21 protein-coding genes and 1 pseudogene are annotated in these 22,903 nt (G+C 41.3%); 6 read left to right on the top strand and 16 right to left on the bottom strand.

Features of this window, described 5'->3' with window-relative positions; genetic code table 11:
* Window positions 1-4: 4 nt before the first annotated feature.
* The 14 genes and pseudogenes from atpF to BN3283_RS03320 all read right to left on the bottom strand — a co-directional run bounded on the left by atpF (window position 5) and on the right by BN3283_RS03320 (window position 10,879).
* Entirely contained in the window at window positions 5-502 is a 498-nt protein-coding gene (gene atpF, locus BN3283_RS03385) for a F0F1 ATP synthase subunit B (RefSeq protein ID WP_041502118.1), read from the bottom strand.
* Window positions 503-512: 10 nt separating this feature from the next.
* The gene (gene atpE / locus BN3283_RS03380; protein ID WP_041502119.1) at window positions 513-767 is read right to left on the bottom strand and encodes an ATP synthase F0 subunit C; all 255 of its coding nucleotides are present in this window, start codon (window positions 765-767) and stop codon (window positions 513-515) included.
* Window positions 768-848: 81 nt separating this feature from the next.
* Window positions 849-1,964, bottom strand: a complete 1,116-nt coding sequence (atpB, locus tag BN3283_RS03375) for a F0F1 ATP synthase subunit A (protein WP_082667059.1) — start codon at window positions 1,962-1,964, stop codon at window positions 849-851.
* A gap of 4 nt (window positions 1,965-1,968) precedes the next feature.
* The gene (atpC, locus tag BN3283_RS03370) at window positions 1,969-2,205 is read right to left on the bottom strand and encodes an ATP synthase F1 subunit epsilon (RefSeq protein ID WP_041502223.1); all 237 of its coding nucleotides are present in this window, start codon (window positions 2,203-2,205) and stop codon (window positions 1,969-1,971) included.
* 26 nt (window positions 2,206-2,231) lie between these two features.
* Window positions 2,232-3,737 (bottom strand): F0F1 ATP synthase subunit beta, encoded by a 1,506-nt coding sequence (atpD, locus tag BN3283_RS03365; protein WP_041502120.1) that lies wholly within the window; start codon window positions 3,735-3,737, stop codon window positions 2,232-2,234.
* Window positions 3,738-3,864: 127 nt separating this feature from the next.
* Complete coding sequence (locus tag BN3283_RS03360) at window positions 3,865-4,257, bottom strand: hypothetical protein (RefSeq protein ID WP_059025642.1); 393 nt, start codon at window positions 4,255-4,257, stop codon at window positions 3,865-3,867.
* Window positions 4,258-4,436: 179 nt separating this feature from the next.
* On the bottom strand, window positions 4,437-6,089 hold the full coding sequence (locus tag BN3283_RS03355) for a tetratricopeptide repeat protein (RefSeq protein ID WP_059025641.1): 1,653 nt from the start codon (window positions 6,087-6,089) through the stop codon (window positions 4,437-4,439).
* 27 nt (window positions 6,090-6,116) lie between these two features.
* Window positions 6,117-7,061 (bottom strand): PstS family phosphate ABC transporter substrate-binding protein, encoded by a 945-nt coding sequence (locus tag BN3283_RS03350; protein WP_059025640.1) that lies wholly within the window; start codon window positions 7,059-7,061, stop codon window positions 6,117-6,119.
* 3 nt (window positions 7,062-7,064) lie between these two features.
* Window positions 7,065-7,889 (bottom strand): energy transducer TonB, encoded by an 825-nt coding sequence (locus BN3283_RS03345; RefSeq protein WP_059025639.1) that lies wholly within the window; start codon window positions 7,887-7,889, stop codon window positions 7,065-7,067.
* 3 nt (window positions 7,890-7,892) lie between these two features.
* A complete protein-coding gene (locus BN3283_RS03340) occupies window positions 7,893-8,564 on the bottom strand; it encodes an ExbD/TolR family protein (RefSeq protein ID WP_041502125.1) in 672 nt (223 codons plus the stop codon).
* Window positions 8,565-8,585: 21 nt separating this feature from the next.
* A complete protein-coding gene (locus tag BN3283_RS03335) occupies window positions 8,586-9,188 on the bottom strand; it encodes an ExbD/TolR family protein (RefSeq protein WP_059025638.1) in 603 nt (200 codons plus the stop codon).
* Between the two features lie 110 nt (window positions 9,189-9,298).
* Window positions 9,299-10,099: pseudogene (locus BN3283_RS03330) on the bottom strand (MotA/TolQ/ExbB proton channel family protein); the annotation flags it as partial.
* 18 nt (window positions 10,100-10,117) lie between these two features.
* Window positions 10,118-10,423: a hypothetical protein gene (locus BN3283_RS03325; protein WP_059025637.1), complete on the bottom strand. Its 306-nt coding sequence runs from the start codon at window positions 10,421-10,423 to the stop codon at window positions 10,118-10,120.
* 63 nt (window positions 10,424-10,486) lie between these two features.
* Complete coding sequence (locus BN3283_RS03320; protein WP_059025636.1) at window positions 10,487-10,879, bottom strand: hypothetical protein; 393 nt, start codon at window positions 10,877-10,879, stop codon at window positions 10,487-10,489.
* A 291-nt stretch (window positions 10,880-11,170) separates the two neighbouring features.
* Between BN3283_RS03320 and pgl the strand changes: the two genes are divergently transcribed.
* The 5 genes from pgl to BN3283_RS03295 all read left to right on the top strand — a co-directional run bounded on the left by pgl (window position 11,171) and on the right by BN3283_RS03295 (window position 17,848).
* Window positions 11,171-11,866, top strand: coding sequence for a 6-phosphogluconolactonase (gene pgl, locus BN3283_RS03315; protein WP_059025635.1), 696 nt, complete (start codon window positions 11,171-11,173; stop codon window positions 11,864-11,866).
* A 154-nt stretch (window positions 11,867-12,020) separates the two neighbouring features.
* Window positions 12,021-12,449, top strand: a complete 429-nt coding sequence (gene mscL / locus BN3283_RS03310; RefSeq protein ID WP_041502130.1) for a large-conductance mechanosensitive channel protein MscL — start codon at window positions 12,021-12,023, stop codon at window positions 12,447-12,449.
* 302 nt (window positions 12,450-12,751) lie between these two features.
* Window positions 12,752-13,162, top strand: coding sequence for an immunoglobulin domain-containing protein (locus BN3283_RS03305; RefSeq protein WP_082667057.1), 411 nt, complete (start codon window positions 12,752-12,754; stop codon window positions 13,160-13,162).
* Between the two features lie 163 nt (window positions 13,163-13,325).
* Window positions 13,326-16,589 (top strand): golvesin C-terminal-like domain-containing protein, encoded by a 3,264-nt coding sequence (locus BN3283_RS03300; protein WP_059025633.1) that lies wholly within the window; start codon window positions 13,326-13,328, stop codon window positions 16,587-16,589.
* 554 nt (window positions 16,590-17,143) lie between these two features.
* Window positions 17,144-17,848, top strand: a complete 705-nt coding sequence (locus tag BN3283_RS03295; protein ID WP_059025632.1) for a hypothetical protein — start codon at window positions 17,144-17,146, stop codon at window positions 17,846-17,848.
* A 115-nt stretch (window positions 17,849-17,963) separates the two neighbouring features.
* Here BN3283_RS03295 and BN3283_RS03290 read toward each other — a convergent pair whose 3' ends face one another.
* Window positions 17,964-20,006, bottom strand: a complete 2,043-nt coding sequence (locus tag BN3283_RS03290) for a heavy metal translocating P-type ATPase (protein ID WP_059025631.1) — start codon at window positions 20,004-20,006, stop codon at window positions 17,964-17,966.
* A gap of 377 nt (window positions 20,007-20,383) precedes the next feature.
* Between BN3283_RS03290 and BN3283_RS03285 the strand changes: the two genes are divergently transcribed.
* On the top strand, window positions 20,384-21,103 hold the full coding sequence (locus tag BN3283_RS03285) for a head GIN domain-containing protein (protein ID WP_059025630.1): 720 nt from the start codon (window positions 20,384-20,386) through the stop codon (window positions 21,101-21,103).
* Window positions 21,104-21,226: 123 nt separating this feature from the next.
* Here the strand turns inward: BN3283_RS03285 and BN3283_RS03280 are convergent, their stop codons facing one another.
* Window positions 21,227-22,897, bottom strand: a complete 1,671-nt coding sequence (locus BN3283_RS03280) for a metallopeptidase TldD-related protein (RefSeq protein WP_059025629.1) — start codon at window positions 22,895-22,897, stop codon at window positions 21,227-21,229.
* Window positions 22,898-22,903: the final 6 nt, after the last annotated feature.

The following is a 22,903-nucleotide window of genomic DNA, read 5'->3' as shown; positions in this document are numbered from 1 at the left end:
CTTTTTACTCTTTATTCTCTAACTCGTTCAATAACTTATCGATGATTTCCATCTGAGCCTTATCGGTAGACAAATCTCTTCGTACCAACTTTTCCGCAATCTGAAGAGAAAGTATCCCCACTTGCCTTCGCATTTGCAATTCAGCTTCCCGCTTCGATTGTTCTACAGCCAATTTTGCCGCCTCCACCACCCGACGAGCCTCCTTATCCGCTTCTTGACGAGCCTCTTCTATTTTTTCCCGTTTCAGTCGTTCTGTTTGCTGTAACACCTCCAATTGCTGCTTTTGCGCTTCGGCAAGCAACTTTTGGGCATCGACTTTCGCCTGTTCCCTGTCCTTTTGAGCTTCCCGGGTGAACTCCACGCCTTTATCAATAAAAGCAGCCCGTTCCTCCATGTTTTTTATGATCACCGGCCAAGCGAACTTTCCGAGAATACCCAACAGGATCAAAAAAACAACCAGCATCCAAAACGCCAACCCGAATTCCGGTGTAAATAACGACATAATCTAACGTTTATACAAATAAAGCCAATAAACAAACAATAATCGCAAACAGGGCAACTCCCTCCACCAAAGCGGCAATAACAATCATATTGGTTCTGATCTTATTGGTTGATTCCGGTTGACGAGCGATGGCATCCATGGCAGAAGAACCTATTTTTCCAATTCCTATACCGGCCCCAATTGCCGCAATACCCGCTCCAATTGCTGCTCCGATCTTTGCCAAACCAACGCTGGCTACTGCTTCTAATAAAATCATACTTAACATAACCTTTTCATTTTTAATTTATTCTTAATTTCATCTATCGTTTCACAACCCCATAACTGTTTTCATTCATTTTTTATTCGATCATTCGTCACTGCTCTTTTTTACCCGGGCTAATCCTATAAACAAGGCTGAAAGCATCATAAACACATAAGCCTGAATAAAAGAGATCAACACGTGAATCAAATCCATAAACACGGCAAAAAAAACGGATAAAACTGTCGTCGTACCCACCACAAGGCTTCCCATGGCCCCGAACAGGAATATCAACGATATCAAAATAATGATAATCAAATGCCCTCCCAGCATATTGGCGAAAAGCCGGATCATCAGAGCGGCCGGTTTCGTGAATACCCCGAATATTTCAATCAAAGGCATGATCGGAAGAGGAAACTTCAGCCAAGTCGGTACATCCGGCCAAAAAACGTCTTTCCAATACCTCCTCGTTCCCGATACATTCACGATAACAAAAGTACACAAAGCCAATACCAACGTAATCGAGAGATTTCCGGTCACATTAGCTCCCCCGGGAAAAACGGCAATCATCCCCACTATATTGGCTATGAAAATAAAGAAAAATACGGTCAACAAATAAGAGGCATAACGCTTAGCTTCTTCTCCCAGTATCCCGACAATAACTTCCCGATACAGCATCTCAATAATCATCTCAATGAATCCTAATATCTTACGAGGAGCCTTCCATCTCTTTCGTTTATAAAAACGAACCAAAGCAAAAGCCATCCACAGGGTTAAAAGGGCTGTCAGAATAATCGACATCACATTTCTCGTGATAGAAAAATCCATCGGCCGATACAAATTACCCGAAACGTCCTCGCCTACTACCTTATTCTCGTATTTTCCTTCTCCGGCAACATAAAAGCCCTCGTGTTTTTTTCCCTTCTCAATATGCTTTGAACTGAATAGATGCCATTTACCTGTATCATCTCTTACAATAACAGGCAAAGGTAATTTCAGATTGCTGGCAATTTCCCACCCGTACGTATCTCCCAAATGCTCAAAAATAACCTTTTTAGGCTGGAAAACATCTTTCTTTCCTTCCTGATCGATCTCATCGCCCGTACTCATTCTCGATGCGATTCCCAAAGTATCGTTCGGTACTTCCGGATTCTCGCGGGCATATACCTTCATACCCCCTGCAAACAAAAACAGCATCACGAAATATGTAATCCATTTTTTCATAACCTTAACCGATACAAATAATCACTTCGTTATCTCGCACTTCCACCACTCCGCTTTCGATCTCCATCTCTTTCTCTCCTTCTGCTTCTAAATAAACAATTTTTCCTTCAACCAACGAGGAGACCAAGGGAGCATGATCCTTTAAAACGGTAAAAAATCCCAGACTTCCCGGCAAAGAGACCCGTTCCACCTCGCCTTTATATACTACTTTTTCCGGAGAAATAATTTTCAATTTCATAATACCCTCCTTTCTACTCGACAAAACCTCTACTTCTCGGCCGCTGCCATCATCTCTTTTCCTTTCTTTATCACATCATCGATAGTTCCCACATTCATAAATGCTTGTTCCGGATATTCATCCATATCACCGTCCAGAATCATCTTAAAGCCTCGAATGGTTTCCTCCAGGGGAACCATCACTCCCGGTATTCCCGTAAATTGTTCCGCAACGTGGAATGGCTGAGAAAGAAACCTTTGTGCCCGCCTCGCCCGGTTGACAACAATTTTATCCGAATCCGAAAGTTCGTCCACGCCCAAAATAGCAATAATATCCTGTAATTCATTGTAATGCTGCAACAACTCTATTACCCGCTGAGCCACATTATAATGTTCTTCACCTACAATATTCGGGTCCAAAATACGAGAACTGGACTCCAAGGGATCAACAGCAGGGTAAATACCCAATTCCGTAATCTTACGACTTAATACGGTCGTGGCATCCAAAAAATTAAACGTAGTTGCCGGGGCCGGATCCGTTAAATCGTCCGCGGGAACGTAAATAGCCTGAATGGAAGTGATCGATCCGTTTTTTGTAGATGTAATCCGCTCTTGCAATTTACCCATCTCGGAAGCCAACGTCGGCTGATACCCTACGGCAGAGGGCATCCGCCCCAACAAAGCCGAAACCTCGGACCCTGCTTGAGTAAAACGAAATATATTGTCAATGAAAAATAAGATTTCACGTCCTCCCTCGTTTGAATCCCTAAACATTTCCGCTACCGTCAATCCGGAGAGAGCTACCCTTAAACGAGCTCCGGGAGGTTCGTTCATTTGTCCGAAAACCAAAGTCGCCTGAGAATGATTCACTTTTTCCATATCCACACTCTTCAGATCCCATTTCCCCTCCTCCATCTCATTCTTAAACTTTTCGCCATAGTCAATAACTCCCGATGCTATCATTTCCCGTAACAGATCGTTTCCCTCCCGCGTTCGTTCCCCAACTCCCGCAAAAACAGAATAACCATTATGTCCCTTCGCTATATTATTGATCATCTCCATGATTAATACCGTTTTTCCCACACCCGCTCCGCCGAACAATCCGATCTTTCCCCCTTTAGCGTAAGGTTCCAACAAATCAATAACCTTAATGCCCGTAAACAAAAATTCTTCCTTAATCGATAAATCTTCAAATTTAGGAGCCTCTCTATGGATAGAAAGCGTTTCCGAATAGTCTAAAGGAGCCAAGTAATCAATGGCATCACCCGTGACATTCAGCAATCGTCCTTTTATTTGTCGCCCTACAGGCATCGTTAAAGTCCTACCCAAATCAATAGCTTTCATTCCCCGGTACAAACCGTCCGTCGTATCCATAGCAACACAACGTACGGTATTTTCTCCGACGTGTTGTTCAACCTCCACGATCAACTTATGCCCGTTATCTCTTTCAATCTCCAACGCTTCATAAATCGGTGGTAATTCGCCTTCTTTATTTTCGAAGATAACATCGACAACAGGTCCGATTACCTGTGTAACATACCCAATTTTCTGTATCATAACATCAATTTAAAATCTCTAAACTTCAGAACAATATGTTAACGTATTTCAACTAAAAAAGTTATTATTCTAATACCGTTAACATTACAAGGCAGGAATATCCTCTATTTAATAGGCTCAAATAGAACTAAATAATCATTTTACTCAACATATAGATATAAAATCCTTGTATATGCCGCTCGAATAAATACCCCCCTATCTTCCGGTAACTGTCGGTACATATCAATAAAGCGATCATCGTTTGACGGTTACTCCTCGCAAAAGGATCAGACCGTTTGCCCTTTTGAAACTCGGATTCAGCAGGCAAATCAACAGTAGGCGTCAAAACAAACGAATTTCCTATCCAATCGTAAACATTCATTAATTTATCAACTGTTACAGGCAAAGAAAAACTCGTCTGACAATCCTCGGAAACAATTGAAATTTCCTCCTCTCCCTCATAAATAGCTTTCTGGAAAGGTTTTGCCCCGACACTCAGGGACACCGATAAAATCAATATAATCCAAATCAATCTTTGCATAACTACTCATACACTATCAAAGATAATGCCAATTTTGAATTATTACAACATATTTCAAATAAAAAACCATATCTTCCAACGCAACCCACCACAGGTCGCATAGAATCGGAAAACGGAGGCAAGCTTTAGATCAAGAGAAAAAGACATCTTTTATTGCCTAACGTTTTCCTGGCAGGATTCTACTTGATCTGTTCCAATGCTTGCTTGGCAACCTCATCCGAAGGATCAAGCCCGATCACTTTATAAAAATAGGATTTTGCAGTATCATATTCCGTTTTAGCCGGTAAAGGATTGCCATTATTCTTAGCCGTAACGGCATCCGCTTGCAAATAATAATAGTACCCCAAATATTTATAACTCTCTATCAGCTCTTTCTTATTACGTTCCGGCTGTCCCAAAGCAATTTCAATTACTTTTTCATAATAAGGACGGGCCAAACCTTTTGCCGTCTCCGGATCTAACATGGAATTCGTCCGGGCACACCAAAAATAACCGACATAACTTTGCGGCACCTCTTCGCTCACGATATGGAATAAAGAATCAGCTACCATCAACTCTCTATTTCGAGATTCCGCAACGGAGTCCCGACATGCCACGTCATAAAAACATTTTCCCAATCGCAACACATCCCCGGGTTCGCAGTTATCCGTCGTTTCCGTATATTTTCGGTAATAACGAATGGCCCGATCCGGTTGCCTTGTTTTTATACATATATCCATCATCTCCCGGTAAAGCTCTCTTTTCGTCTCATCCTTAAGCAATGCTTTTTCGTAATAAGAGAGAGCATCATCATAACGTTCTACCGATGCTAATTGCTCGGCATAGCACAAAAAATCCTGCGCGATGCATTCATTTTCGGAAGTCGTTTCCATAAAATGCCGGATAGCATCTATCCCGTTGGTCCCCGTCTCCAGTTTCGATAGACAATAAGCATACAACCTTTTGGCCACTTTACTATCCGGCAACTCTTTTAAGACCGAATTGATTACCGGAAACATCTCTTCGTATTGTTTGTTAAAATAAAGGATTCCCGCATAACGTAACCTATGACCCGAATCGCTATACCCGCAACGAATAAATTCTCCATAATACTTCGCCGCATTACTATAGTCGCCGGACATCTCATACAGCTCGCCAAGCATACCATACGTTCCGCAAAAGTCAGGAGCCATCTCCTTCACGTGATTCAAGTTTTCCTTTGAAAGCGATGAATTGGCCGTCATATATAACCGAGCCAATTTGAGGTAAGCTCCTATGCAATCCGGAGAAAAATAAAGAACCATGTCGTATTTTGCACAAGCCTCTCCGATACGGCCCTCTTTTGTCAAAATATCTCCCTCCAATAAATAGGGTAATCCGCTTTCAGCATCATACTCCTTGGCTTGTTGTATATATTCCATCGCTTTTTCCCTATTACCGGCATAATAATAAGCCCGGGCCAACGCCACCTGTAAACGGACATCTTTTTTATATCCTTTGGTTTTAAGAACTTCTTTAAAAATATCCTCCGCCTCTTCCTCCGCCTCTTTCAATTTTAACATGCCAATCCCTATACGATTATAAGGATATTCCGGTTGAATTTCCATCCCCTTTTCGTAATAAATTCGTGCGGAATCGATTTGCCCTAACATCACGTAATTTTCACCCAAATAATAATACGCCTCCATCTTTTGTTCCGGAACTATGGTTTCCAAATTTTTCAAAAAATAGATTTTAGAGACATCATACATCCCTGATTGATATAACTCAATACCCTCTTTATTGTCCGCCGCCTTTCCGCATAATCCGGCAAATAACAAACCTATACATCCTATCAATTTTATCGAGTCCATGACTTTACATTTTTTTATCCATCAATTTCACAATTCACTTCTTATATCCACGATATTCACAGGCATCGTGGCCGGTAACAATCCGGCCTTCAAAATAATTCTCTGGCCCTGAGCTCCCGTAATGAAGGAGGTCAATCCGGTCGGTAAAACCCCCTTGGGATCATTCAACAAAATATAGATATCTCTTCTCAACGGATATTGACCGGTATAGAGATAATACTGGTAAGGTTGATAACTGTTTTGACAAGAAGGTTGTCGAGAACGACTGACACGCATAACCTGAATATCCTTCCTAAAATCTTTGCAAAGAGAGTCCTGGTCTTCGCTAATCCAATTAACCCCGATTACCCCTAAAGCACCCGGTGTACGTGCGACATAATCTATGACTCGCTGATTCGTCCCGGCTGCCCGGCAACGACCGGACAACGGTTCTCCCCGGCATATGGAATCGATCACGTATCGAACCGTACTGGAATTCGGGTGATCAAATACGACCTGGATCTCTCCCGATGCGGAACGGGAAGGGAGCTCTTTCCAATCCGTCACTTTTCCTGAAAAGATCTGTTGTAACATATCCAAATTGACAATCGAATCAGCATTTTGTCTATGTACGATCAAGGCAATCCCGTCCGTGGCGATTTTTATCGATCGCGGGAAAAATTTACGGCTATGAAACGATTCCGTTTCCTCCCCCGATAAAGGACGGGTTGCTATAACAAAACGCACGCTATCCTTCAATAAAAGATTGATCGCTTCTACTTCATTCGTATATTCAGGTAGTATTCCCGCGTATTGGTATCGCGATTCGAAAACAGCTATCTCCTCCTCCGCAAGCGGAGCAAGAGTTTGGTCGACAGCTATGGACATTACGCCGCCAAACAAGGTTTCCTGTCCCGCCGACGAGTTGCCTTTACAGGCAACCATCAGCAGCAAAACAAAAACGAACCCGGTATAGTTACTCCATTTTTTCATAAATCACCGTTGAATTTTAAACGTGATCGGCAACGTGAATCGTACAGAAACAGGCACACCTTGTTGTTTTCCGGGAATCCATTTCGGCATTTTCTTAACTACCCGTATGGCTTCCTTATCCAAATCTGCATCCACGGATCGCAACACCTCGACATCCCTGACACTCCCGTCCTTTCCGATCACGAACTGAACGATTACCTTACCGGAAATTCCCATCTCTTCTGCTACCGGCGGATAATGAATCTCTTTACCGAGCCATTTCAACAAAGCTTTCATCCCACCGGGAAATGTCGGACTCTGTTCGACCACCTGGAAAACAGCATCTTCATCATTCACGACTAATTTATGATCCTCCAAATCGGCAATATCCTTTCCGGACTCCTCATCGTTTCCCTTTACGTCCGCTATCGAGATCGCCATCTTCGCCTGAGTTACTTCCTCCTGAGTTTTCAACTCGTCTTCCTCCCTCACCTCTTCATCTTTTTTAATTACCGGAGCCGTAAATTTTATCGTGCTCTTCAACGTGGGAGGAGGCGGGACATTTACCGCAACCACCTTATTTTCTTCCTTTACCTCCGGTAATTCCATCTTCAAATTCGACAACTCAGTTACCGTAACCATTTTCTCCTGAGCCTTCACCGGTGTTAAAAAACGAATAAAAATCGGCAATACCATAAACAACACGATCAACCCGATAATAATCAGGTATGCCGTAATATGGCGTCTGGAAGAACTCTTACGAAGCACGTAAGCCCCGTACTCTTTATTTTTTCCTTCGAAGACCAGATCACACCATTCTCCGCAGGTTACATCCAAATCTTTCGCCATAACCTATTGTTTTAATTCTACATAACGAACAACTTCTTTCAGATCTTCCGCATACCCATCATGCGTCAAATCCTGCAATAAACGCAAATCGCCGGGAGTAATATCCATAATAGCGTAACGCCCTATATTGCAAATCTGCATCTCGTCCAAAGCATCTATCAGATTCTTATAACTGGCAAAATCTGTCGCTTTAATCAATACCACGGGAGAATCTTTATCTTTCCGGATCTCTGAAGACTGCTTCATATACTCTTCATTCGTAATCTCCAGGTTGGCTCTTTTCTGTTTCAGCTCCCGAATCTTTTGAACCACGAACCGATTACGTCCCAACAATAAAGCACGTAATCCGTTGGAAGAAAAATCCGTCTCTTTCAACAAATCGGGATCATCATAATTCGGCTCCCCCACGTAATAATATACCTTACCCTCTTTCCCTAATAAAATCGTTATGGCCTTAGAAGCTTTCACTTTATTTTGCTCCTGTTCATTCAATAAATCCTTCCGAGGCATACTGATTTCCATTGTCTGAGGTTTACTCATGGAGGTACATAGCATGAAAAAAGTAATCAGTAACATATTCATATCCACCATGGGTGTAAAATCCACATGAATGTTGAACTTTTTCTGTTTACCCTTTTTTCTGCCACCCTCCTCTTTTTGTTGAATCTCTGCCATAATTTTTTATTTTAAAATTGCTCATACTTCAGGTGCATTCTTCAAATTGGTAATCAAATTATACCGATTCTCTCTTAGATCCTGAAGGGTATTCATGATATCTTTAATCAAAGGATAAGGAGTACTTTGATCCGCCTTAATCGCAATGACTAACTCTTTATTTACTTCCCGTGCGCATTGCATCCAGGTCTTAAATTGATTATCCGTACTGTCACACGGTATGCCGTAATTCATGATCAGCTTATCCTGCTCTTCCGGAGATAACGCAAGAAATTGTTTCATTCCTTGAATAGGAACCCCAAAAGAAGTATTCAAACTAAATTTTTTCAACTCCTGATCAGTAAAAGCGATATGATAATTCTCTCCCATTTTCTTTAAAACTTCCATCCGATCCTGAGGTTTATCCAAACCCATAAATACCTTTCCATTCGATTCGATCAATATGGATACAATATTGTTTTCCGGTATCTTTATTTCCGACACGGACTGCGGAGGAGCAACCTTCACGGGCTCCTTCTGGATAAAAGTGGATGTCAGCATAAAGAATGTCAACAATAAGACCGTCACATCGCTCATGGCCGTCATATCGATAAGTGTCGATTTCTTTTTTATTTTCTGACTCATCACCTATTCATTTTAACGGTTTTCGTATTCATTTATGCTAAAAGCGGATCGGTCGTCGGAGCGACCCGATTTCCCGTCTTTTTCAAAACGTTCACTTGCGATTCGCGAACGGCAAAAGTTTGCACGATATAAGCCCCTATTTCATCAATACTATGCGTAATGCCATCTATTTTACTCGTGTAAAAGTTATAAGCGATAACCGCACAAGCTCCCGTGGCTATACCAAAAGCCGTATTTACCAAAGCTTCCGAAATACCTGTTGAAAGCGCAATGGAATCCGTTCCCCCGGCAGACGATAAAGCCGCAAACGATTTGATCATGCCGATGACGGTTCCCAACAACCCCATCAAGGTCCCTAACGTGGTTATCGTCGCGATAACGGGTAAATTCTGTTCCATGGTAGGTAACTCCAGCATCGTCGCCTCTTCCAGGTCTTTTCTCACGGCCAACTGTTTCTCCTCCTTAAGCATTTTATCGTTCGCCTTCACATCGGCATAAGTGACCAAGGATGACCGTATTACGTTAGCAACGGCTCCTTTCTGTTCATCACACAATGCTTTTACCCCCTCGATATCTCCATCCGCCAGAGATTGCTTCACTCTTATTACAAACTGTTTCAAATCATTTTTACCCCTTGCCTTGCGCAAAGCAAAAAAACGTTCCACACTTAATGTCAATACGGTAAATAATAGAGTCTGAATCACAGGAACGATTATACCTCCTTTATAAACAGTTCCTAACAAATTTCCAGGTAAGGGATGATTATTCGGATCATTGTTCACAAAATTTGCAGGATTACCGAACACGAAATGATAGATGACCAAAGCCAAAGCAAAACAAAGAACAATAATCGGAAACGCAGATATTCCAAAATTCCTTTTTCCTTTATTTATATTTTCACTCTTTTTCATAATTTCAAATTTTATATATTACAATGCCAGATATAACGCTAAAAAAACCAACCCAAAGACAACTCCCATCACGAGAAACGGATATAACTTTTGCAGGACCAATTCCCCGCGTAACTTCTTCTTTTCCATGGTATAATTACTTATTAAAAAACATAAAACAGTTACCCTTCGTGAAATACAGAAACGGGACCCTCCGTTTTCTCTCCAATACACGAAATGCCAATTACAATTACCCACAAGCATAGGGGATACAATTTGATACCCGGATGAGGTATCAATGCCCGGGGAAACCTGTTCCGGAATGAACCTTATCAACCCATTCATTCATTACCCTTTACACCTGACCCTGCAAATGCAAATCGGTCAGAACAGAGAAATAACGGTAGGCTAAATTATTATTTTACAGAGTTGATAGACATAGAAACCTTCTTGGTGTCGTAGTTCAAGAAGAGTATTAAAATTCTCTTGTGAAAGAATTTTCTCCGATAAAGCTACATCTATTTTTAAAGAAGAAAGTTGAATATTCCGATAGTACAATAGAGATATATGTTCCCGATTACCACTAAAAGAAATTTCTTGTTGAGAAAAAACGAGAGATCGCTCTATGGCCCAACCATGGTCTATTTCTGCGGTCGAAAGCGTTGAATCATCCTTCTCCCCTTCTACACATACTTCATTCCCCCCGACTCCCCGACTATCGGACTCCAAACCGAATAGTTCCGTGCCAAACAGGAAGAGAAGCATGAACAGCGAGACATATTTCAACAATATCTTTCTCATTTTTTCATATTAATTACATTCAAAATTAAGAAATATTATTCTCAAAAAAAATCTTTTTGACAAATAAATTTTGAATTTGACAATGATTCACATTAATCGATGTTCTTTTGTTTATCTATCATATTTTAATTTTCTTATACGATTGATAAATCAAAAAGTTAACGTTACCAACCTACTATTTCCATCCGGCAACAGGTCATTTTAATGCATAAAGATGTAACAACCCTTGTTTTAATCACGAATAAAACATAACTTGCATTACTCAAATCATGTAAATAAATCGTATTGAACATGAAAATAGAAACTTTAACTACAGCTGAAGAGGCCTTACGTTCACTGAGTGAAAAACTCATCTCTATCATCGGACAAAGCCGGGTAAATCCGTTTCATATCGCGTTATCCGGCGGCAAAACGGCACAAACATTATTCAAAATATGGACAAAAGAATACAAAGAACGTATTCCCTGGGATATTCTTCGTTTCTATTGGGTAGACGAGAGATGCGTGGCCCCGGATGATGATGAAAGTAACTTCAAGCACGCCGAGCAACTTCTTTTCCATCCTTTGCAAATTCCCATAGACCACATTCACCGTATTTGGGGAGAACAAGATCCCAATATCGAGGCGGAACGTTACTCGGAAATGGTTAAGTGGGAACTCCCCGGATATTCCGATCTTCCCCGTTTCAACTGTATCATTCTCGGTGTCGGTACGGACGGCCATACGGCTTCCATCTTCCCGGAGTCGTCCAACTTGTTGACGGACCGCCGTTGTTATGCGGTATCCCAGCATCCTGCCACCGGACAAAAACGAATTAGCATGACCGGTCCTCTCATTTTGCAAGGAAAACATATTTTAGTTCCTATCCTCGACCCCGAAAAAAAGGAGATCATGGAACATATTGTCCGTGGAGAAGGAGATTTTCCGGCTCTTTACCTCCTTTCAAAAGCTCATAATGCTTGTATATACACGGATCAAATCATATAATATACGACAGGAAGAATTTGGGAAAATCATATGAACCGGAAAAATAATTTGTCGGTTAAAAATCATGCTGTTTTCAGTAATCCCGCATCATTTAAGTAGAACAAAATAAAACATACATACGATATACATGAATAACATCTAAAAACAAAACGAAATGAAAAAAGTATTACAAGAATTCAAAGCTTTTGCCATGCGTGGAAATGTGGTGGATATGGCTGTCGGTATCATCATCGGAGGTGCCTTTGGCAAAATAGTATCCTCGTTGGTCGGCGATATTTTAATGCCTGCCATCGGATTGGCATTGGGAGGGGTCAACTTTTCCCATTTGAAAATAGTCTTAAAACAAGCTGTCATCGATAACGGTCAAATGATCTCCCCGGAAGTAGCCTTAACTTACGGCAATTTTATACAGGTAGTCATAGACTTTATAATCATTGCCTTTTCTATATTTATCCTTATAAAGGTAATCAGCAAGCTATCTCAAAAGAAAGAAGAAGCTCCCGCAACACCTCCCGCTCCTCCTGCCGATATCCAGTTATTAACAGAAATTCGGGACCTTTTAAAAGAAAAAGAGATAAAATAACTTTCCGTCCTACCATTACAATAAAATACTGATCTTTATAAACAAGATCAGTATTTTTTTAGGTATCCATTGCCTTTCCTCTTTACGGTCCAACACACCTCCCCCCTGATAGCGACAAACCTCCCTTTCCATACAGGATCCACACGATTGTACCGGAAACAGACGACACAATATCAAAACAACAATAAGTTATATCGGAAATAAAAGCAAACAATATTATAATAAAAGTCGGAAAATATTTGCATATGCAAATATTTTGTTTTTAATTTATAGAAGAAATTTAACAATCCAAATACTCAGCCATGAAAAAGAAAATGCTACTGATTATGATGCTCCTTATAACTCTTAGCGGAAGTTATAAAGAGGAAGCAAAAGCGGTCGATAACCCTGATGTACTTACGGAATCCCTTTATACCTCAGAATCTGGACCTCCGGTTTTTATTATTTTCCCCAAAGACATTACAGTTAAAGAAGATTCTGTTACTACCATTACAACTCAAATCAACGGAACCTCCCCTATATATGTCGACATTTTTCATAATGACGTATATATTAACGACAATCCGGAATTTACAATAACCACGAATCAAAATATTTTAAGTATAGTCATCAAAATCACAAAAGCAAAACATGCAGGAAAATATAAGATCGTAGCAACTAATATAGTAGGATCAAATTCAGCGACATGTGAAGTAAACGTCATAAAAAATTAGTTTGGAATGACCGAACCTTATTTTATACAATATCATTTAAAAAAGGTTGTTCCGAACCTAAAGAAATCGGAACAATTCTTTTACGACTCAATACTAAGGCCTCCTTATCTTCCTATTCACAATTAAAAATTTATCTTTTTTTAATAAAAACAAAATAAGCATCATGAACAAAAACAATATCTTTATCGAGGCCGCATACGAGTTTAAATGTTCCCGCAGGAATATCCTTTTCGGTATTTTTGCAATTCTTGCTATAACAGGACTCGTCGTTTATCAGTTCACTCCTTTGTCAGAAAGAAGTATCGGCTCGATAGAAGATTTGTTCCATTCACCCGTAACCTGGGTATCACAAGCCTTACCCTCCTCCATCCCCTACAAAACAGCTTATTATTTCAACCTGATCCAATTACTCTTCGTCGTCGGTTCTATCGCCAACGACTCGAGAGTAGTCAAACTCAAGGCCAAGGAAGTTTTATACGCCAGACCGCTCGGCAATAGCGAGATCGCAATCGGCAATTTCTTGGGAAAACTGCTTCTCTTTACCCTGATGAACTTTACCGTATTCGCCATTTCCATACTGGTCAACGTCACTTTTTACCCCCGCTCTTTTGATTTGTCGCTCTATCTCTTTTACTGGGTATCGCTTAACTTTCCGGCATCAGTTTACTTCCTCGGTCTCTCTTACCTCGTGATCCGATTGATTCGTCAACAAGGATTAAGTATTCTGCTATTACTTATCTCGCTTGGTACCATCGTTTATTACGGAGCCGGTTGGTTAAACGGCCTGTTCGACCCGTGCGCCCGCTATATCCCCAATATGTTTTCCGATTTCACGGGCCATGTAAACCTGGAAAACTACCTGTTGCAACGAGGCTTTATTCTGTTAACGGGTATCGGATTACTCGCCTTATCGGTTATTCCCTATCCCAGAATTCGCAATTACCGGCAAGCTTTCAAAAAGAGCCTGAACATCGCCGTCGGTATGTTTACATTAGCTTGCGGGTTGGCTATTGCATTTACTTCCCGCCACGAGACTATTACCGATCACCGGGAAGCCTACAAGCGAGTGTACGAGGAACACGGGAAGCTCCCGGCCGCGAGAATCGTTCGGAACGACCTGCACGTGAAAGAGAAAAAAAACGGCAACATCGCGGTAAACAGCAGGATAGAAATCGAGAACAGAAACGCAAAAGCAATACCTCTCGTCATCTATCTCAACCCGGGACTCAAAGTCAACTCCCTCGAGATAGACGGGAAAATGGTCCCTTTCAAAAGGGAACAGCAAGCTATTGTCTCGGAGAAAAAATTAAAACCTGGGGAAAAGGTCGAGGTAACTATCGATTACGAGGGAAACATCGAGAACGATATCTGCTTTTTAGATACAGACTCGGAAAAATACCATTCCTCAACAATAAATAACATCGGTATATACCGCTTCGGTTACACGCCCGCTTTTTGCGGGAAGGAGTACAAGCTGCTTACTCCGGAGTGTATCTGGTACCCGGTGTGCGTGCCACCGTACGGGGAAACCGGGATCAGGGATGTCAATTTTTCACGCTACTCGTTACGGGTGGAACACGATCCCCGGTTGACAGCCATTTCTCAAGGAAGTACCATAAAGGAAAAGAAAGGAGAAACCACATTCACCTTCGACCATGACATGCCGGGTATCAGCTTGTGTATCGGGAACTACAAGAAACGGGAAATCACGGTAGATTCAACCCGTATGACACTATATTACTTACCCAGACACGAATATCTTATAGAGAAACACGATGATTTTCCGGTAGAAGACTTAAGAGAGAAATTAAAAGGCATAAAGGAGGTAACTTTTGAAAGCGAATGTATACGAACTGCCGAATCTAAAAAAAGATCTTACTTGGGGCAAAAGAATAACTATGACCCGACACAAAAATACCCCTACCGCTGGTTCTCGCTCGTGGAGGTACCCTGTAACTTTCATTGCTTTCCCGGGATAACGCGATTGACCGGAGAGCGGGTACAGGGAGGAATAGTGTTTATACCGGAAAAAAAATATTCGTTAGAAATTCGTTCTTTAGAACCTACTAAAGAAATGACAGAAAGAGATATAGCAATTTTCTGGTTAAACCTGGATATTGAATTTATCAAGCAAAACAGCAGTTATGACGTGAAACCTATGTTCAGCGGAAAAACAATGTTTATTTCCTCCCGGAAATACCCGATCATTCACGATATTTTAACCAACGTGGCACGTGGAGATTTCAAAGACAATAATTCATCCCCGACGGACGATTACCTGGCCACAGAGTACCTAAACGGCAAGAGTTTAAAAGATGCCTTACTCGATAAAGAGTTATCCTCGGGCAGGTTAGGAAGTATTATTCGTAAAAAAAGTGAAGAACTATGGGCCTACATCATGTTACAGATGAAAGAAGAACAATTTCAAGAATTTTATTTGGACTTTGCCAAGAATAACCTTTTTCAGGAAATCACCTCGGGTAAGTTTTTTCGGCGGTTTAACGATACGTTCGGATTCCGGTTAGATTCCCTCGTGGAGAATTGCTATAACGCTAATCGATTGCCCCTGCTCGATGTGCGGGATGTACGGATCATGAAGATCACAGAAACAGACACACCCTATAGTTTGTATAGCTTCAAGGTATTTAACTGGAGTGACGTGCCCGGACTAATCAAAACGGGAGAACACAAAGGGTGGATTATCCCACCACACGAGGGAAGGGAAATACGGGCCCGGGGACAGCAATATTATGGAAATATCTTGCAAACACCTTTGGCTCAAAACATTCCCGCTATTGTACGTTTCAAAACAAAAGACATGGGAAACGCCAACGTGGACACGACTACCGGGGTCTTTAAATTAGACGCATCGATGTTCCCCGTTGACAAGAACGAGAATGAAATTATCGTGGATAACGAAGATCCAGGGTTCAAGGTGGTAAAACCGGAGAGTTTTATCACCTCTTTATTCCGAAAAGAAAAAAAACGGGAAAAATATCATGAATTTTTCACGGAAGATACTTGGTTGCCTACTATTCAAAACCATTTTTATGGCTTCCCCGTGAAAAGTGCATACTTTAAAAGTGTGGGTTCCGGAAAACAAAAAGTGGAGTGGAACGTCACCTTATCGCAAAAGGGAAAATACGAGGTATTCTTTTACTACACGGAATTCAATGACTCAGATTCTTTTACCATGGATGTACCCGAAAATCTAAAGATATTACGTTCCTATACCGTTTTCGACGGTGAAAAAAAGCAGGAAGTTATCGTCTCTTTGAGCAAAAAGGAAGAAGGGAGCTGGATATCCTTAGGAACGTTCGATTTTTCGAAAAACGCCCGGGTAACCCTAAGCGATAAGACCTTAAATAAAGACTACCGGCAAGGACTCGTGGCTGACGCCGTAAAATGGGTGAAAGTAATGGAATAAATCACCCACGGGGACGGTTCTCGTGGGTGATTCTTAGTTCAAAAGAACCGTCTCCGCGAGTTAATCCGTATACAGAATTAGTATCATTCAGTTTATTCAGAAAATATAATCGTATATTGGAAATAATATCCCTATATTTGCATATAATAAATTAATATTACAAGTCATAAAACGTCTTATTATCTCATTTATGATTCAACTATTATTCTAAGATCCCTTATCGTCACAGAGGATAACAGAATTTTCGGAATATCATTTTTTGTTTGGGAAAAAACATCAGGTAGCTTATTTCCGGACATTAAAAAAATAAATTTTGATAGCATGTTTACCTTAAACAATCCATTCATATCATAAGAGACGAGAAAAAATTAAAGGATTCGAATTTGAGTCATTAGATGACGACTGATGATATACATACAAGAAAACAGGTGATTTTCAACTATTGATTTACATTACTATTAAATTTTTATATTATGGATACTCCACCAGATTATTTGTATACTTCAAAGGATTAACAAGTTATTATTTATTATTAATATCTAACTTAAATAATTATGAAAAAATATATATTAGTATATGTCGTATTCGCGTTTTTATCTTGTTCCGAAGAGAAACAGAAAATAGTAGAACGTTACGTTTTCCAAGAAATCAGTAAAGATCTTGGCGATGACTACAAGGATATTGTAAGAGACTTAAAATCGTATTACGCACCGGAAGAACTTTCAAAATCTTCAGAGATTATTAAAAGTAGTCCTACCAGAAAATTCATGAGTGAACTTGAGCAATACAAGCTCTCTGCCCTCTCGTACTACAAATTCGACACGAAGCAATTTTACGATAACCCTTCTGAAGAAAATTTATTAAAATGTATGATCCCATTAAACAAACTGAACATCATAACCGAACGGGACGGAATTGCTAAAGCCCGAATACTTATCGAGAAAGTACACGGGGTATGGGTACTCAATCAACTAACTCCCACGTATGGAAAAACAATTTCATGGCTATGCGATTCTTTATACAAAGCCGGAACAAAACATTGCAAAATATTCGTACATGGAAGTACACGAGAATTTGTAACTTATGAGAAAAAAGGCAAACCCTTGTATTTCAGAGTTACCGGAGAACCAGTTTCTGCTGAACGTTTGTGTGAATACTTCGTAGAACAATATAAACGAGCTCAAGAACAGCTGAAATACATAGAAGAACATCCCGAATTATTTGGTGATCCACCTCCTCAAAACGACAAAACACACTAAATAATTTATTACATAAATAAATACGATGAAGCCGTCTCCCTAAAAAAGAGATGGTTTCTTAATCACCCACGGGGACGGACATTTAATTGATATTAATATAACATACTGGGATGCGTTATTTCATTTTAAGCGATAAAGCATTGACAGCCACGATGACTGTACTCAATGACATAAAGATGGCTCCCATGGCGGGGCTTAAAACGATGCCGACCGGGGCAAGGATTCCGGCAGCCAACGGGATGGCTATGATGTTGTATCCAGCAGCCCACCATAGATTCTGTACCATTTTGGAGGAAGTTCTTTTAGCCAATGATAAGAAGTGAATGATATCGTAGGGATTACTCTGTACCAAAACCACATCTGCAGAATCGATAGCGACATCCGTACCCGCACCGATGGCGACACCGATATCCGCACGAGCCAATGCAGGAGCATCGTTTACCCCATCTCCGACCATCATGACTTTTTCTCCTTTTTGTTGATATTCTTCAATCACTTTTTCTTTATCCCCGGGAAGTAAAGAAGCATGCACGTTGTCTATTCCCAACGTTTTGGCAATAGTCATTGCAGATGTAGGATTATCTCCCGTTAACATAACTGAAACGATATGCTCTTTTCGCAAAGCCTCGATCGTTTCACCGGCTTCCGGTTTCACCTGGTCACCTTGGGCTACCAAACCGATCGCTTCTTCTTTCCACAAGAGATAACTGATTGAATTTCCTTGTCGCGCCAATCGATCAAATTCAGCAGAATCGTAGGGTATACGATTCCGATTTAAATAGGTAACCGCAACAAGCTTCACGGGTGCATTGTCGATCTCCCCCATCAATCCCGTTCCGTCTATAAGCGTAACATGCTGGGCCACGGCCATCGTACTATTTCTTTTTTGAACCTCTTCTACAATACCCTGAGCCAACGGATGATCCGAATGGATTTCCAATGCGGCCATCATGCTTATAACCTGTCCTTCATTCCATTTATCAGAAAGAGTTTTCAGTTCATTTATCCGAAAATTTCCTTCCGTCAAGGTTCCTGTTTTATCCATGGTGACCACGTTAATTTTTCTGGCTATCTCGAGTGCATTTCTATTCCGTATCAAAAGTCCATGAGTAGCACCTAAAGAGGTGGAACGAGCGATCACCAAAGGAATAGCCAATCCTAACGCATGCGGACAGGCAATAATGAATACAGTCACCATACGGGTCAATGCCGTATTTAAATCCTGATCGATGATCAGCCAAAGAATAAAAGCAAGTATTCCCACAAACAACGCCACATAGAAAAGAGCCTTTGCCACCTTATCGGAAATCGACTCCACCCTGGATTTATCCTGTTGTGCATCGCGAACTAATTTCATAACTTGGGCAAGATAACCGGACTCCCCCGTTCCGGTCACCTCAATCACCAGGGTTCCGTTTCCATTGAGCGAGCCTCCGATAACTGTCGCCCCGACTCCTTTTTTTATTGCTCTTGATTCCCCTGTGACCATAGATTCATTCACTGTCGTTTCTCCCGAAACGATTTTTCCGTCCGTCGGAATTCGTTCATTCAATTTTACCGTCACCTGCTGTCCGACTCTCACTTCTTGCAGAGGAACATCTTTAGTACTTCCATCCTGCTGGATAAGGTGTGCACTTCCGGGAAGTAATTCCGCCATCTTTTGCAAAGCATTACCTGCACGTCCCACGGCCCTCATTTCAACCCAATGTCCCAATAGCATAATCACGATTAGCGTGGCTAACTCCCAAAAGAATTCCATCTTATGATCAATAGTACGCAAAATATTATTCGCAATAAAAGCGTATATACTATAGCCATAAGACACAATGATTCCCATGGCAATCAATGTCATCATGGCCGGACTTTTCATCTTCAATTCCATTTTCGCCCCGGATAAAAAAGGTCTCCCTCCGTAAAAAAAGAGAAAAGTAGCCAAAACGAGTACAACCCAAGAAGCCCCCGGAAACGACAGAAGCCCCGAAGCATGTATCCCCATCATCGGGGAAAACAACAAAACCGGTATGGCCACAACAAGTGAAACCCAAAACTTTTGCTTCAAATTACCCATACTCATCATATGACCTCCCATATCACTCCCTTTCTCATTTCCAGTCATATCACCTTTCATATCCATTTTCATCGTATGATTCTGTTCCATATATTTTCAATTTAATGACTACAGATGTACGAAAGAATTACCTCATATGTGACATTTTAAACTAAAACATTCACAGAATCATCCAGGTCCATAAGGTTCTTAAAGTCTATAATATTCATAAGATTATTAGGATCGTAAATTTTTTATCACTCAATCGTCGGATCACGCAATCCCATTGTCCTTAAATCTGAAATCGTCAATCTAAAATCTACAATAATACACGATCTGATATGAATTACTCAATCTTTGAATTATAGAATCATATAATCCCTGAATCGCAAAATTCTGTCGTCCTTAATCAATAACTGTTCTTTGTGACATATAATTTTACTAACTTTACATCAAGTTCGTTATTGTAAACCTTAATGTCAAAAACAATGAAAGCATTTGTTATAGCACTTACATTAGCATACGCAAGCTTAATCGGTTGTGTCAATGCCCAGCAGAAAGCAATAAAAGGTTCCGGAAATATTGTAACAGAAGAGAGAAACGTCGCCTTGTTTGATAAGATCAAAGCTTCGCGGTCAATACATGTATTTTTGACTCAAGGAGAAAACTTCACCGTCAAAGTGGAGGCAGAGGACAACATACTCCCTTATATAGAAACGAATGTTTTAAATCATTTATTACATCTCACCCTACAGGAGGGTATTAATGTAAAATCACGTGAAGATATAAAAGTACACGTGACCCTACCCAAGATTACAGCATTACATGCTTCAACCTCGGGCAAAATCAAAAGTACCGCGACTTGGCAAGTAGACAATCTGGATCTGAACGCATCCACGTCAGGAGAAATCGAGATAGCCGTCGATGCCAATCAAATAGATATAAAAGCCAGCACCTCGGGCGAAATTTCATTAAAAGGGACGACAAACGTACTTAACGCTCGGGCAAGCACTTCAGGAGACATCGATGCAATAGAGCTTATAGCAAAAGAAGTTTCAGCACAAGCGAGTACTTCCGCCGAAATAAGAATACACGCGGTAAATCATCTGGAATACACGGCATCTACCGGAGGTGAGGTTCATTACAAAGGTTCTCCCCTGTTAAACGGCAGGGTAAGCACCGGAGGTGAAATCAAACGAATACAATGAGGTAATTGTAGATTATAAATTATAAATCATTGTATTTCCTAATAAAGTAAGATCGGATTTTTAGCTGAAAGTTTCGGCTACCGGATTAAAGTTAGACATCTTCCGATAGCCGAAATTAAAAAATTAGTATTCCTGTAATGGATTCTTCAGAGCCGGAAGTTTTCTTTTCCGGACATCCATGACAGTTATATCCGCGTTATCCAAAAGAAAGGATGCGGGGTAGATCATCGATACGACGGCTCCCTTATCGAGTATAAAATTATTTACCCTCTCCGAGGAGCAAATCGCCCTGATATTTTTCAACTTAGCCATGTTCACGGGAGAAACCTTCCCGAATCGGACCTGGGTCTCTTTTCCTGTTTTCACATCCACCCGATACAACAAGGAAGCGTTACCGGACAAGCGACGCACGATATAAGCGTAATCCAGTTTCTCTTCTTTTGCCGCTTTAAGTAAGGCTTTTTTCATGGCTTCGGGTTTTAAGCCGTCGTTCGCTTTCACATGGAGCGTTCCGGGAGCAGTCACGTAGATCACGTCACCGCGGGCGGGAATAAATCGGGCACTTCCGGTGGAATAACGCACTTTATTCGTCGGAATCTTCCCGTTCAACTCCTTTTTCAAAACGCCTTTATCCACGAGCAGCATCTCTTCTTCAGGAACCACCCCCTCGGCATCCACGACATAGCTTCCCAATAGGGGTACACTCATATATTCCGTCATGGAACTGTAATTCACTACACTCAACCGGGAATCGAGCAATTTTTTCCCGATCCTGTCTTCGAAAGAGGTCGTCGCCTCCCTCTCCCCCAACGGCATACGATAAGTACATAGACCACCGTTATTCCCCAACAGATTCTCTGTAAAAATCTGCCGTACGGCTTCGTTTTCAAAAAGAATCGGCCCATTGTACTCCTCCCGGAACACCTCTGCGTTTCTCAGATCCATCAGACGCCGGGCAAAACCAGCCACGACTTGTTTGAGATCATCGACCGCAGGTAAGGCAGCAAACGAGGGGGCAAGTAAAATATAGGAATCGCGGATATATTCCCCGGTTGCCGTCATAACGGCTGCCTCCATATACAACTCCACGAAATCCAACGGTTGTTTGATTGCTACCTGCTCCGTAGTCAGCTTATAAAAAGTCATCTCGTTTCCCTGCAATACCACTTTCGATCCGATAATCTCCTTGTAATGATCGAACGCGGCAGATAATTCCCGTGCCACGGTTTCCACCTCCGAAATATCGGAAATATAAGGTTGTTTTGCCTGAACCATCTTCTCTACCGAAGGGGTCGGCAACAGATCGGGAAGCCCCTGAGGAACCTCGTAAGGATTAGCTTCCAGGTAAGCTTTCTTGGCTGAAAATTCCTGTAATGCGATCTTGTACGCCTGATCGGAAGCTAACCAAAAACCGAAACGAATCGCATTATAATCGATTTCTCCTCCTAAATCCACTCTTAAAAATTGTCCCACGTGGCGTAAATCATTCGTGCGATTGTAGTCGCCGATTAATACCTGTGCCGTTCCCATCAGGTGAAGGGGCAAATGAACCGAGTTCAACACGGACCCCAAGGTAGCTTCTACCGAATATTGACGGGAAAGAGAAACCGTGTAGGAAACATAGAACGGCCTGCTCATCATCGGAAGTGCTAACTGCTCTTTCGTTCTCATCTGTTCATCGCCCAGCGCCGTAAAGATAGTCATCTCTTCCGGGGTCTGGGCATGCAAGACACCCGAGAGTAAAATCGACGCTAACAGCACTCCATATTTCATTATTTTTCCATTTTTATCCATAACTCC

It is taken from the genome of Gabonibacter massiliensis, from assembly GCA_001487125.1.
In the GTDB taxonomy this organism is placed as follows: Bacteria; Bacteroidota; Bacteroidia; order Bacteroidales; family Marinifilaceae; genus Gabonibacter; species Gabonibacter massiliensis.
The sequence above is the reverse complement of the archived record's forward strand: the minus strand, read 5'-3'. Positions and strand labels throughout refer to the sequence as shown.